Source organism: Burkholderia arboris (assembly GCF_038723655.1).
GTDB lineage: Bacteria > Pseudomonadota > Gammaproteobacteria > Burkholderiales > Burkholderiaceae > Burkholderia > Burkholderia arboris.
In genome coordinates, this window is the sequence record NZ_CP109821.1 from 3558025 (window position 1) to 3570275 (window position 12251).

General features: G+C 67.7%; 14 protein-coding genes. 9 read left to right on the top strand and 5 right to left on the bottom strand.

Annotated features, from left to right (window positions below; all coding sequences use genetic code 11):
- Positions 1-22: 22 nt before the first annotated feature.
- Together OHZ10_RS16690 and OHZ10_RS16695 are read right to left on the bottom strand one after the other, a co-directional pair.
- On the bottom strand, positions 23-325 hold the full coding sequence (locus OHZ10_RS16690; RefSeq protein ID WP_059232932.1) for a HigA family addiction module antitoxin: 303 nt from the start codon (positions 323-325) through the stop codon (positions 23-25).
- A gap of 13 nt (positions 326-338) precedes the next feature.
- Positions 339-590, bottom strand: a complete 252-nt coding sequence (locus OHZ10_RS16695) for a type II toxin-antitoxin system RelE/ParE family toxin (RefSeq protein WP_342704414.1) — start codon at positions 588-590, stop codon at positions 339-341.
- 445 nt (positions 591-1035) lie between these two features.
- Between OHZ10_RS16695 and dapF the strand changes: the two genes are divergently transcribed.
- The 9 genes from dapF (at position 1036) to OHZ10_RS16740 (ending at position 9749) form a co-directional block, all read left to right on the top strand.
- The gene (dapF, locus tag OHZ10_RS16700) at positions 1036-1905 is read left to right on the top strand and encodes a diaminopimelate epimerase (RefSeq protein WP_342703224.1); all 870 of its coding nucleotides are present in this window, start codon (positions 1036-1038) and stop codon (positions 1903-1905) included.
- 37 nt (positions 1906-1942) lie between these two features.
- Positions 1943-2668 (top strand): DUF484 family protein, encoded by a 726-nt coding sequence (locus OHZ10_RS16705; RefSeq protein ID WP_059232929.1) that lies wholly within the window; start codon positions 1943-1945, stop codon positions 2666-2668.
- Positions 2669-2681: 13 nt separating this feature from the next.
- The gene (gene xerC / locus OHZ10_RS16710) at positions 2682-3602 is read left to right on the top strand and encodes a tyrosine recombinase XerC (RefSeq protein ID WP_059232928.1); all 921 of its coding nucleotides are present in this window, start codon (positions 2682-2684) and stop codon (positions 3600-3602) included.
- Positions 3603-3678: 76 nt separating this feature from the next.
- Positions 3679-4893 (top strand): class I SAM-dependent rRNA methyltransferase, encoded by a 1215-nt coding sequence (locus OHZ10_RS16715; protein ID WP_059236576.1) that lies wholly within the window; start codon positions 3679-3681, stop codon positions 4891-4893.
- Positions 4894-5086: 193 nt separating this feature from the next.
- Positions 5087-6166, top strand: a complete 1080-nt coding sequence (locus OHZ10_RS16720) for a CobW family GTP-binding protein (protein WP_059236574.1) — start codon at positions 5087-5089, stop codon at positions 6164-6166.
- Positions 6167-6663: 497 nt separating this feature from the next.
- Positions 6664-7080 (top strand): RNA polymerase-binding protein DksA, encoded by a 417-nt coding sequence (gene dksA / locus OHZ10_RS16725; RefSeq protein ID WP_006477498.1) that lies wholly within the window; start codon positions 6664-6666, stop codon positions 7078-7080.
- Between the two features lie 236 nt (positions 7081-7316).
- Positions 7317-7853 carry an ATP-dependent protease subunit HslV gene (gene hslV, locus OHZ10_RS16730; RefSeq protein WP_006477497.1) on the top strand — a complete coding sequence of 179 codons (537 nt, stop codon included), beginning with the start codon at positions 7317-7319 and terminating at the stop codon, positions 7851-7853.
- A gap of 10 nt (positions 7854-7863) precedes the next feature.
- The gene (gene hslU / locus OHZ10_RS16735; RefSeq protein WP_342703227.1) at positions 7864-9207 is read left to right on the top strand and encodes an ATP-dependent protease ATPase subunit HslU; all 1344 of its coding nucleotides are present in this window, start codon (positions 7864-7866) and stop codon (positions 9205-9207) included.
- A 179-nt stretch (positions 9208-9386) separates the two neighbouring features.
- Positions 9387-9749, top strand: coding sequence for a hypothetical protein (locus OHZ10_RS16740; protein ID WP_342703229.1), 363 nt, complete (start codon positions 9387-9389; stop codon positions 9747-9749).
- Between the two features lie 11 nt (positions 9750-9760).
- On the opposite strand, the gene OHZ10_RS16745 is transcribed toward OHZ10_RS16740, so the two are convergent.
- The 3 genes from OHZ10_RS16745 to OHZ10_RS16755 all read right to left on the bottom strand — a co-directional run bounded on the left by OHZ10_RS16745 (position 9761) and on the right by OHZ10_RS16755 (position 12084).
- Positions 9761-10303, bottom strand: coding sequence for a response regulator transcription factor (locus OHZ10_RS16745; protein ID WP_043184707.1), 543 nt, complete (start codon positions 10301-10303; stop codon positions 9761-9763).
- 13 nt (positions 10304-10316) lie between these two features.
- Positions 10317-11747, bottom strand: a complete 1431-nt coding sequence (locus OHZ10_RS16750; RefSeq protein WP_342703232.1) for an ATP-binding protein — start codon at positions 11745-11747, stop codon at positions 10317-10319.
- 91 nt (positions 11748-11838) lie between these two features.
- On the bottom strand, positions 11839-12084 hold the full coding sequence (locus OHZ10_RS16755) for a cysteine-rich CWC family protein (protein WP_342703233.1): 246 nt from the start codon (positions 12082-12084) through the stop codon (positions 11839-11841).
- Between the last annotated feature and the right edge of the window lie 167 nt (positions 12085-12251).

The window sequence follows — 12251 nt, forward strand, 5'->3', positions numbered from 1 at the left end:
CGAGACGTTCGCAGGTGCGCCGTCAGGTGCGCGCCTGCGCTCTCGCCACCTTCGGCGCGCCTTTCGCGCGCGCCCGCCACAGATCGTGGGCCGACTGCTGCGCGAGCCACAGATCGGCCCGTCCCCCGTTTTCCTCGCCGAGCCACGCTTCGAGGCGCAGCGCCATTTCCGGCGAAATGCCGGCATGGCCGTGCAGGATCCGCGACAGCGCGGCGCGTGTCACGCCGAGCTGCGATGCGGCCTCGGTGACAGTCAGGCCAAGCGCCGGCAGCACGTCGTCGCGCAGCGTTTCGCCCGGATGGGGCGGATTGAAGATGCGGGTCATGGCTTGAATCACCTCAGTGGCAGTCCTGGTAATCGACCAGAACGACGTCGGGGCCCTCGAACCGGAATGTCAGCCGCCAGTTGCCGTTGACGCCGACTGCGTCATATCCGTCCAACCCGCCCGCGAGACCGTGAAAACGCCAGCCGGGCACGTTCATGTCGTGCGGCATGCCGGCGGCATCGAGACGCGCCAGCATGCGCCGCAGCCTGGGCGCGTGATCGGGCCGAATGCCCGCCTGGCTCCCGGTGACGAAAAACGCTTCCAGTCCCTTGTGTACCCATGTACTTGATCATGGGCCTCCCACACTCGAGCGCGATGTCGACAGCATGGCCCGAATGTGTATAGCCAGACGATACGAATCGCCGGATTTCCTTGTCAATTTGACCGGTACGAAAACACACGTCCGGGTCGCCCAACCCTGCGTCGTGCATCGGGCACGCATCGCCAGCCCCGCCTCCGCTGCGGCTGCGCCCGCTGCACCACGCCAATTTGTCCGCTCGCCACGTCCCCGACCAGTCGGCCGATCGACAGATGCCGCCCGCCCGGCCTGCCGGGGCAACCCGAAGCATCGCCCCCCCGCGCAGGACGCTCCTGTCGGCTGCATGTATCATTTGCGGTTGAGATCTGCACGACGAACGAAGCCGCCCGGCATGGCCGCCGGCCGTTCACGCCGTGCCGACCGCCTTGTTCGTCATGGAATTCCGGACCCAGTGAAACTCTCGTTCACCAAGATGCACGGCGCGGGCAACGACTTCGTCGTGCTCGACGGCTATTCGCGCGCGTTGCCGCCGCTCACCGCAGCGCAGGTGCGCGCACTCGCCAACCGCCACTTCGGCATCGGCGCCGACCAGCTGCTGCTCGTCGAAAAACCGACCGTCGACGGTGCGGATTTCAAGTACCGGATCTTCAATTGCGACGGCGGCGAGGTCGAGCATTGCGGCAACGGCGCGCGCTGCTTCGTGAAATTCGTCAGCGACCGCGGCCTGACCGACAAGCGCAGCGTGCGCGTGCAGGTCATGAAGGGCCTGATCACACTGACGCTGCAGGACAACGGCGAAGTCGTCGTCGACATGGGTGCGCCCGTGTTCGCGCCGGCGCAGGTGCCGTTCGACGCGTCGGGCCTCGACGCCCGCACGGAGGGCCGCGACACGCTGTGGCCGCTCGACGTCGGCGGCGCGACGCGCTGGATCTCGACGGTGTCGATGGGCAATCCGCACGCGGTGCAGGTCGTCGACGATGCCGAAGCGTATCCGGTGCTGGAAGAAGGCCCGCGGATCGAACGCCATGCCCGCTTCCCGCAGCGCGTGAACGCCGGCTTCATGCAGATCGTGTCGCGCAACGAAGTGAGGCTGCGCGTGTACGAACGCGGCGCGGGCGAAACGCTCGCGTGCGGCACCGGTGCATGCGCGGCGGTCGCCGCCGGCATCCGGCGCGGCCTGCTCGATTCGCCCGTGACCGTGCACACGCACGGCGGCACGCTGACGATCGGCTGGGACGGCGCGCGCGACGAAGCCGCCGCGCTGATGATGGCCGGCCCCGCCGCGACCGTGTTCGAAGGCGAGATCGACCTGAACGCCTGACCCTGCAACGTCCTTGATAACTGAACGCGCCAGCCACATGAACGATCGCGAAGTCGCCGACTACCTGCTCGCCAATCCCGAATTCTTCGCGCAGCACGCCGAACTGCTCGCGACGATCCGTCTCGCGAACCCGCACGGCAAGGCCGCGATCTCGCTGCAGGAGCGGCAGATGGAGATGCTGCGCGACAAGAACAAGCATCTCGAGCGCCGGCTCGCCGAGCTCGTGCGCTACGGCCACGAGAACGACAGCCTGTCCGCGAAGTTCAGCCGCTGGACCGCACGCGTGATCGCGGAGCGCGATCCGTACGCGCTGCCGCGCACGATCGCCGACGGCATCGCCGACGTGTTCGACGTGCCGCAGACTGCGCTGCGCGTGTGGGACGTCGCCGACACCTACGCGCAAGCCGACTTCGCCCGCCAGGTCGGCGAGGAAGTGCGCCTGTTCACGAACGGGCTGTCGACGCCGTATTGCGGCGCGAACACGGGCTTCGAAGCCGCGCAGTGGCTCGCGCCCGCGGTTGCCGCACCGGCCGCGAATGCGGCGGAAGGCGCCGAAGCCGCACCGGCCGGCGACGGCTCGGCCACGTCGGTCGCGCTGCTCGCGCTGCGTGCGCCGCTCGCCGGCACCGATGCGCCGGCGTTCGGCCTGCTGGTACTCGGCTCGCCCGATCCGCGCCGCTTCCACGACGGGATGGCCACCGACTTCCTCGCGCAGATCGCGACGCTCGCGAGCGCCGCGCTCACGCGCCTGCTGCCGCACTGATCCGCCGCACGCGATGACAGACGATCCGATCGCCGCCTACCTGTCGAACCTGAAGCACATCAGGCAGCTGTCGGAACACACGCTGCGCGCGTACACGCACGAACTCGACGAGCTGAAGAAGCTCGCGGCCGGCCGGCCGCTCGACACGCTGACCGCAGCCGACATGCGCGGCGCGGTCGCGCGCGCGCATGCGGGCGGACTGTCCGCGCGGTCGATCTCGCACCGGCTGTCCGCGTGGCGCGCGTTCTACCGCTGGCTCGCGCAGCGCATCGAAATGCCCGCGAACCCGGTGGCCGCGGTGCGCGCACCGAAACGCCCGAAGACCTTGCCGAAGGCGCTGTCGGTCGACGATGCGTCCGCGCTGATGGACGCGCCGCTCGCCGGCACGACCGAAAGCCTCCGCGATCACGCGATCCTCGAGCTGTTCTATTCCTCGGGGCTGCGCCTCGCCGAGCTGATCGGCCTCGACGTGATGTACACGCAGGCCGACGGCTACCGGTCGGCCGGCTGGCTCGATCTCGCCGAAGCCGAAGTCACCGTGCGCGGCAAGGGCAACAAGGAGCGCAAGGTGCCGGTCGGCCGCAAGGCGATCGACGCGTTGAACGCGTGGCTCGCGGTGCGCGGCGAATTCGTGAAGCACGACCCGCATCCGTTGTTCGTGTCGGTGCGCGGCAACCGGATGTCGCCGGGCGTCGTACGCGAGCGCGTGAAGCGCGCGGCGCTCGCCGCGGGCATTCCCGCCAACGTCCATCCGCACGTGCTGCGCCACTCGTTCGCAACGCACGTGCTGCAGTCGAGCGGCGACCTGCGCGCGGTGCAGGAACTGCTCGGCCACGCGAGCGTCGCCGCGACGCAGGTCTATACGTCGCTCGACTTCCAGCATCTCGCGAAGATTTACGACAGCGCGCATCCGCGCGCGAAGAAGCGCGACTGACGCGCCTCCCGTGTTACCCGCCGCGTGCGGCGGCCGGCAACGGCCGGCGTCGCGCACGGCCCATTTCGATCTCATCATGCAAACCGTCACCCTCAAGCCGTCCAAGGAAAAATCGCTGCTGCGCCGCCACCCGTGGGTCTATGCGAACGCGATCGACCGTGTCGACGGCAAGCCCGCGCCCGGCGCGACCGTGCTCGTGCGCGCGCACGACGGCCGCTTCCTCGCGCGCGGCGCGTACAGCCCGCAGTCGCAGATCCGCGTGCGCGTGTGGAGCTTCGACGAGAACGAGCCGATCGATCACGCGTTCTTCAAGCGCCGCGTGCAGCGCGCGGTCGCGCACCGCACGACGATGGTGTCGGGCACGGGCGCGGTGCGGCTCGTGTTCGGCGAAGCCGACGGGCTGCCGGGCCTGATCGTCGACTACTACGTCGCCGATACCGCCGAAGCCGGCGCCGCGCCGCGCGGCCAGCTCGTCTGCCAGTTCATGGCCGCGGGCGTCGAAGCGTGGAAAGACGCGATCGTCGCGGCGCTCACCGGCGCGACCGGCTGCCCGAACGTGTACGAGCGCTCGGACGTGTCGATCCGCGACAAGGAAGGGCTCGAACAGACGACCGGCGTGCTGGCCGGCGATGCGCCGCCCGCGACGCTGATCTCGAACGAAAACGGCGTGCGCTATCACGTCGACGTGCCGAACGGCCACAAGACGGGCTTCTACGTCGACCAGCGCGACAACCGCGCGCTCGTCGCGCAGTACGCGGCCGACCGCGACGTGCTGAACTGCTTCTGCTACACGGGCGGCTTCTCGCTCGCGGCGCTCAAGGGCGGCGCAAAACGCGTCGTGTCGATCGACTCGTCGGGCGATGCGCTCGCGCTCGCGCAGCAGAACGTCGTCGCCAACGGCTTCGACGCCGAACGCGCGACCTGGCTCGACGCCGATGCGTTCAAGACGCTGCGCCGACTCGTCGACGAAGGCGAGCGTTTCGACCTGATCGTGCTCGATCCGCCGAAGTTCGCGCCGACCCGCGACAGCGTCGATCGCGCGGCGCGCGCGTACAAGGACATCAACCTGAGCGGCTTCAAGCTGCTGCGTCCGGGCGGCCTGCTGTTCACGTACTCGTGTTCGGGCGCGATCGACATGGACCTGTTCCAGAAGATCGTCGCGGGCGCGGCCGCCGACGCGAAAGTCGACGCGCGCATCCTGAAGCGGCTCGGCGCGGGCGTCGATCACCCGCTGCTCGCCGCGTTCCCGGAAGGCGAATATCTGAAGGGCCTGCTGTTGCAAATCGTCTGATCGCCCCGATCTTGGCGGACACCCCTGTCCGCCGGCCCCGCCTGTCGGGCCCGCGCTTTCGCCTGTCGTTCGGACGACGGGCGGGGGCTTGACAGGTATGTTTCAATGAATGGTTGTGCGCCCCGGCTCGCAGCGCGAGGGCGCGACGCACATCCTGGTTTTGACCCCGATTCACGAACCACAGGCGACCGACATGGCCACTCCCGTCACCATCCTTACCGGCTTCCTCGGCAGCGGCAAGACGACGCTGCTCAAGCGCATCCTGAACGAACAGCACGGCATGAAGATCGCCGTGATCGAGAACGAGTTCGGCGAAGAGAACATCGACAACGAAATCCTCGTGCAGGATTCGAACGAGCAGATCATCCAGATGAGCAACGGCTGCATCTGCTGCACGATCCGCGGCGATCTGGCCCGCGCGCTCGGCGATCTCGCCGCGAAGAAGCGCGAAGGCAAGCTCGACTTCGACCGCATCGTGATCGAGACGACCGGCCTCGCGAACCCGGGTCCCGTCGCGCAAACCTTCTTCATCGACAGCGAAATCGCCGACGATTTCCTGCTCGACGCGGTCATCACGCTCGTCGACGCAAAGCACGCGAACGCGCAGCTCGACGAACACGAAGTCGTGCAGCGCCAGGTCGGCTTCGCCGACCGCCTGTTCATCACGAAGTCGGACCTCGTCGACGACCAGACCGTCGCCGGCCTCAAGCACCGCCTGATGCACATGAACCCGAAGGCCGTGATCAAGGTCGTGAACTTCGGTGAAGCCGACATCAAGGAAATCTTCGACCTGCGCGGCTTCAACCTGAACGCGAAGCTCGAGATCGACCCCGACTTCCTCGCCGAAGACGACCACGCGCACCACCACCACGATCACGACCATGATCACGATCACGCCGATTGCGACCACGATCACGGCCAATGCGCGCACGATCACGACCATGGCCACCACCATCACCACCACGCGCACCACGACGACAAGATCAAGTCGTTCGTGTACCGCAACGACCGCCCGTTCGATCCGAACAAGCTGGAAGACTTCCTCGGCGGCATCCTGCAGATCTACGGCGAGCGGATGCTGCGCTACAAGGGCGTGCTGTACATGAAGGGCGTCGACCGCAAGGTCGTGTTCCAGGGCGTGCACCAGATGATGGGCAGCGACCTCGCCGCGAAGTGGCTGCCGGTCGAAAAGAAGACCAACAAGATGGTGTTCATCGGCGTCGACCTGCCGCAGGACCTGATCACCGACGGCCTCGACGCCTGCCTCGCCTGACGCGCACGGGCACCCGCCGCGCACGGCGTCGCCCGGCCGCCTTTCCCGGCGGCTGAGGCGTCTGCGCGGCGCCCTTTTCGGGCAGGGTTTCGCCGTCATCGCTTTTTCGCGATTTGCGCGTTATATTTTCTAGATATTGGCGCAGCCGACGGGGATCGACCCGATACGGCGCCCGCTTGCGATTCAGTTACAATACGTGCCCGCTGGAGTACGGCAACAAACAGGCCCGGTTCTTGCTGAACCAGTTTTCCGGGCATCGCAACCGCGCCGGATCGCCAATCCGCCTCCCGGCCGCGGCCGATGCGATGTGCCGCGCAGCACACCGGTTCGCAGCGCGCACAACTCCGCGCCAGGCCTATCCTGGTATTTGAGAACCGGTTTTCCAGAGGCTTTCGGCCCCGCGGCGGCAAATCGCAAATGATTGCAAGCGCGGTTGCGGGTAATCCCAAAGTGCAGGCAATATCTCTCGATTTGCCGCACATTGAAGAAGCAAGCAGATGACGAAGAAACTCTTGACCGAAGCCGAAATCCTGAAGATGAGCGACAAGGATTACATGAATGAGGATCAGCTCGCCTTCTTCAAAAATCGGCTCGAACAGTTGCAGGCGGACATCCTCAAGAATGCAGGCCAGACGACCGAGAACCTGCGCGAGACGGTGATCGTGCCCGATCCCGCCGATCGCGCGACGATCGAGGAAGAGCACGCGCTCGAGCTGCGTACGCGCGACCGCGAACGCAAGCTCCTCAAGAAGGTTCAGCAGTCGCTCGCCCGCATCGACTCCGGCGATTACGGCTGGTGCGAGGAAACCGGCGAGCCGATCGGCATTCCGCGGCTGCTCGCCCGTCCGACCGCCACGCTGTCGCTCGAAGCGCAGGAGCGCCGCGAGTTGCGCCAGAAGCTGTTCGGCGACTGATCGAGCGGCGTTCCGCTCAGACACGCTGCTTCCCGAAAGCGCGCGGCCTGCCGCGCGCTTTTTGTTTTTCCGGCACCGGTTCCCGGCGTGCCGATTTGCCCCCCCGCCTCTTGATATCCCGGCGCCCGCCCTAAAATGAAACGGACGCGCGCCGGGCCGCTCCCCGGCGCACTGCGGATTCACGCGGCGGCGCCTCGCGCCGCCCGACTCTTCCCCGTTTTTCTCAAGGAACGCAGATGGAGCAATTTCACGGCACGACCATCGTTTCGGTCCGGCGCGGCGACAAGGTCGCGCTCGGCGGCGACGGCCAGGTAACCCTCGGCAACATCGTCATGAAGGGTGGCGCGCGGAAAGTGCGGCGGATCTACAACAACCAGGTTCTGGTCGGATTCGCGGGCGGCACCGCCGATGCGTTCTCGCTGCTCGACCGCTTCGAGGCGAAACTCGAGAAGCACCAGGGCAACCTGACCCGTGCGGCCGTCGAGCTCGCGAAGGACTGGCGCACCGACCGGATGCTGCGCCGCCTCGAGGCGATGCTGATCACGGCCGATGCCACCACCACGCTCGTGATCACCGGCAACGGCGACGTGCTCGACCCCGAAGGCGGCATCTGCGCGATCGGCTCGGGCGGCGCCTACGCGCAGGCTGCGGCCCGCGCGCTCGTCGAGAACACCGAGCTGTCGCCGCGCGAGATCGTCGAGAAGTCGCTCGGGATCGCCGGCGACATGTGCATCTACACGAACCACAATCGCATCATCGAAACGATCGAGTAAGGACCGCACCATGAGCACCATGACCCCTGCCGAGATCGTCTCGGAACTCGACAAGCACATCATCGGCCAGGCGAAGGCGAAGAAGGCCGTCGCCGTCGCACTGCGCAACCGCTGGCGCCGCCAGCAGGTCGCCGACCCGCTGCGCCAGGAAATCACGCCGAAGAACATCCTGATGATCGGGCCGACGGGCGTCGGCAAGACCGAAATCGCGCGCCGCCTCGCGAAGCTCGCCGATGCGCCGTTCATCAAGATCGAAGCGACCAAGTTCACCGAAGTCGGCTACGTCGGCCGCGACGTCGACAGCATCGTGCGCGACCTGATCGAGATTTCGGTCAAGCAGACCCGTGAAACCGAGATGCGCAAGGTGCGCAGCAAGGCGACCGACCAGGCCGAAGACCGCATCCTCGACATCCTGCTGCCGCAACCGCGCGCGGTGGGCTTCGGCAGCGATGCCGAACACGCGAACGACGACAACAACGCGACGCGCCAGACGTTCCGCAAGCGCCTGCGCGAAGGCCAGCTCGACGACAAGGAAATCGAGCTCGACCTCGAGCAGCCGTCGGCCGGCATGGACATCATGGCGCCGCCGGGGATGGAAGAGATGACCGAGCAGATCCGCTCGATGTTCTCGAACCTCGGCAGCGGCAAGAAGCAGCGCCGCAAGGTGAAGATCAAGGAAGCGCTGAAGCTGCTGACCGACGAGGAAGCGGCGAAGATGCTGAACGAAGAGGAAGTGAAGACGAAGGCCGTGCAGAACGTCGAGCAGAACGGCATCGTGTTCCTCGACGAGATCGACAAGATCACGTCGCGCAACAACGAAGGCAGCGGCGGCGAAGTGTCGCGCCAGGGCGTGCAGCGCGACCTGCTGCCGCTCGTCGAAGGCACGACGGTCAACACGAAGTACGGGATGGTGAAGACCGATCACATCCTGTTCATCGCGAGCGGCGCATTCCACCTCGCGAAGCCGAGCGACCTGATCCCCGAACTGCAGGGCCGCTTCCCGATCCGCGTCGAGCTCGATTCGCTGTCCGTGAACGATTTCGAAGCGATCCTCGTCGCGACCGACGCAAGCCTCGTCAAGCAGTACCAGGCGCTGCTCGCGACCGAAGACGTGCAGCTCGAATTCGCCGAAGACGGCATCCGCCGCCTCGCGGAAATCGCGTTCGCGGTCAACGAGAAGACCGAGAACATCGGCGCGCGCCGACTGTACACGGTGATCGAGAAGCTGCTCGAGGAAGTGTCGTTCTCGGCCGGCAACCACACCGGCGAGCGCGTGACGATCAACGCGAAGTATGTCGATCGCGCACTCGGCGAAGTGTCGCAGGACGAAGACCTGTCGCGCTACGTGCTGTAACGCGCGCGGCGCCGGACGAAAAACGGGCGGCCCCTTTCCGGGGTCGCCCGTTTTTTCATGGCGATGCGATGTGGCGCACGTGCCTGCCCCTGGAACGCGGCTGATGGCCGGCGCGCTCGTGCGTCCCTATAATCGGGATTCCTCAGACCACGAACAGACGCATTCGTCACCGCATTCGAATGACCATCTACCCGTCCATCGCCGGCCGGTTCGTGCCGGCCCTGCTCGCGCTCACGCGCGCCGACATCCTGTCGCTCATGCGCCGGATCAGGCGAGATTCGCTGCGGCGCTACAACGTCGCGCTCGTACTCGCGTGGCTGGGCACGCTGGCGGGTATCGCACTCGCCAGCGTCGCGATCAGCATCGGCATCCAGCGCCTCGCGAGTGGCGTATCGACAACGCCGTGGCCGATGGCCATTCCGATCGTGATCGGCGGGTTCGCGCCGTTTCTCGCGAATATCGTCTACTCGGCGCTGATCACGCTCCTGCTGAAACGCGAGATCCTCGCCTGCCTGCCGCGAACGTCAGGCTTGCCCGGCTGACGCGCCCCCGCTTACTGCCGCACCGGCTTCTTCGCCAGCTTGCGCTGCAGCGTACGGCGGTGCATGTTCAACGCGCGGGCGGTTGCCGAGATGTTGTTGTTGTTCTCGGCCAGCACGCGCTGGATGTGCTCCCATTCGAGCCGGTCGACCGACAGCACGACCGGGTTCTCGAGCGCCTCGTCGGCCTGCACTTCGGTCGCGTTGGTCTGCAGCGCGGCCAGGATCGACTCGACGTTCGCCGGCTTCGCGAGATAGTTGTCCGCGCCTTCCTTCACGGCCTGCACGGCTGTCGCGATGCTCGCGTAGCCGGTCAGCACCAGGATCCGCGCGTCGGGCTGCAGGTCGCACAGCGGCGCGATCAGGCTCAGGCCCGAATCCTCGCCGAGATGCAGGTCGACGGTGATGAACTGGAACTTGCTGCCGGCGGCGAGCCGGAGCGCCGCCTCCTTGTCGTGCGCCTGCTGGACCGCGTAACCGCGGCGCTCGAGGCCGCGCGCGAGCGTGCCCGCGAACACCTCGTTGTCGTCGATCACCAGGAAATTGTTCTCGCTCATGTGGTTTCTCCGTCTACGTGTTGGTTGAGGCGGCCGGCGCCGCGACGCGCACGACCGGCAGGCGCAGCACGGCCCGCGTGCCGCGCGCGGCGGTCGCACCGGCCGGGCGGCTGTCCGGCATGCCGGCCGTCCGTTCGGCCGCACGTTCACCCGTGCGCTGGCCCACGCGGGGGCCCGATACGGCTGCGGCGTGGCCATTTGCCGCACCGCCGGCCCGCCCGTTGCCGCCCGCCGCGCGCGGCACGACATCGGACAGTTCGATCTCGCCGCCAAGCCGCGCGGCCGCACTGAACGCGAGATACAGGCCGACCCCGTGCCCGCCCTGCGTGCTGTCGACCGGCATCGCGCCGAGCGATTCGCGCAGCGAGGCCGGAATGCCGGGCCCGTCGTCGCATACCTCGAATTCAATTTCGTCGACCGTGCCGCCGTGCGCGACCTTCGCGGCCAGCGTCACGCGCTGCGGGCTCGCCCGCGCGGCGTTGTCGAGCAGGATCGTCAGGATCTGGCCGGCCGCGACCGTATCGTCGAGCGCGACGCCCGCCGGACGCGCGCCGAGCGATTCGAACTGCACGTGCGGATGCCGCAGGCGCCAGTGCTCGACGAACGTGTCGAGCCAGTCGTCCACCGGCTGGCGGCTGGCCGGCGCGCTCGCGCGGCTGCGCAGGCGCGCGAGCGCCGACGTGCAGAGCGTCATCTGTTCCTCGAGCACCTTCAGGTCGGCCTCGTAGCGCGCGAGCCCCGGATCGGCGCGCGCCGCGTCGCGCAGCTCTTCGGCGAGCATCGCGATCGTCGACAGCGGCGTGCCCATCTCGTGCGCGACGGTGGCAGCCTGCACGCCGAGCGCAACGGCCCGCTCGTCGCGCAGCAGATGCTGCTGCGCTTCGCCGAGCGCCGAATCGCGCTGGCGCAGCGCATTCGACATGCGCGCGACGAACCACGCGATCAGCCCGACGCTCACCATGAAGTTCGCCCACATGCCGGTACGGTAGTAGTCGAACAGGTTCGCCGGGTTGTCCATGTTGAGCGGCACCGAATCGAAGCCGAGTGCCGCATAGCACGCGACCGCGAACGCCGCGAGCCAGATCATCAGGTGCCACGGCAGCACGGCCGCCGCGATCGCGAGCGACGGCAGGTACAGCGACACGAACGGGTTGGTCGTGCCGCCCGACAGGAACAGCAGCGCGGACAGCGCGCCGAGGTCGACCCACAGCTGGCCGAGCAGCTCGAAATTGGTCTCGGGCCGGGCGCGCAGCACGCGCACCCAGGTCAGCGCGTTGAAAACGATTTCGAGCGCGATGACCATCAGCATTGCCGGTAACGGCAGGTGCACGCCGAAATAGGTCTGCACGACGCCGATCGTCACGAGCTGGCCGATGATCGCGAGATTGCGTAGCCAGAACAGGTGACTGAGGTTGACGCGCCCGGTGGTGGTGATTCGTTGCATCCGAGCAGTTTACCCGTTTAGCGGGCGGCGCCTCTAGCGGGGCCGGATCGGATCGCGCGGGCGGGGTGCGCCGCGGGCACGGCGGCCGCCGTCAGCCGGTCGCGCCGGCCATGCGTTGCGCGATCTCGTCGGCCAGGCACTCGGGGCACCGGCAGCGCGCGCCGGCCGCAGGCGGCGTGCCGCCGGGCACCACCGGCATCGACGCGCACCAGCAGTCGAACGGCTGCGTATGCGCGCCACAGTCGAAGCCGCGCCCGCAATGCGGGCAGCGCGCGCGGCGCGGTGCGGAGCGGGCGGCGGCGGCGGCGGCGGCGGCGGCGGCGGCAGGATCGATCATGGCGCAATCGCGGAAGCGGGCGGGAAATCGCCCCACGCGACAAGCATAGCGCGGCGCACGGATTTTGCACGCCGGCCATCCGGCCGAGGCCCCTCGCAAACACGCGCGCGCCAGCCCGCCGGCGACACCCGCGCGCCGCGGCCGGAATCGCGCCGCGCCATAGCCGG

What these genes read in the sequence shown, in the direction of transcription:
- OHZ10_RS16705 (WP_059232929.1), top strand. Translation starts at nt 1,943, where the DNA reads ATGAACGATCGCGAAGTCGCCGACTACCTGCTCGCCAATCCCGAATTC.
- OHZ10_RS16750 (WP_342703232.1), bottom strand. Translation starts at nt 11,747, where the DNA reads ATGCAACGAATCACCACCACCGGGCGCGTCAACCTCAGTCACCTGTTC.
- xerC (WP_059232928.1), top strand. Translation starts at nt 2,682, where the DNA reads ATGACAGACGATCCGATCGCCGCCTACCTGTCGAACCTGAAGCACATC.
- hslV (WP_006477497.1), top strand. Translation starts at nt 7,317, where the DNA reads ATGGAGCAATTTCACGGCACGACCATCGTTTCGGTCCGGCGCGGCGAC.
- OHZ10_RS16740 (WP_342703229.1), top strand. Translation starts at nt 9,387, where the DNA reads ATGACCATCTACCCGTCCATCGCCGGCCGGTTCGTGCCGGCCCTGCTC.
- OHZ10_RS16690 (WP_059232932.1), bottom strand. Translation starts at nt 325, where the DNA reads ATGACCCGCATCTTCAATCCGCCCCATCCGGGCGAAACGCTGCGCGAC.
- dksA (WP_006477498.1), top strand. Translation starts at nt 6,664, where the DNA reads ATGACGAAGAAACTCTTGACCGAAGCCGAAATCCTGAAGATGAGCGAC.
- OHZ10_RS16745 (WP_043184707.1), bottom strand. Translation starts at nt 10,303, where the DNA reads ATGAGCGAGAACAATTTCCTGGTGATCGACGACAACGAGGTGTTCGCG.
- OHZ10_RS16715 (WP_059236576.1), top strand. Translation starts at nt 3,679, where the DNA reads ATGCAAACCGTCACCCTCAAGCCGTCCAAGGAAAAATCGCTGCTGCGC.
- OHZ10_RS16755 (WP_342703233.1), bottom strand. Translation starts at nt 12,084, where the DNA reads ATGATCGATCCTGCCGCCGCCGCCGCCGCCGCCGCCGCCGCCGCCCGC.
- hslU (WP_342703227.1), top strand. Translation starts at nt 7,864, where the DNA reads ATGAGCACCATGACCCCTGCCGAGATCGTCTCGGAACTCGACAAGCAC.
- OHZ10_RS16720 (WP_059236574.1), top strand. Translation starts at nt 5,087, where the DNA reads ATGGCCACTCCCGTCACCATCCTTACCGGCTTCCTCGGCAGCGGCAAG.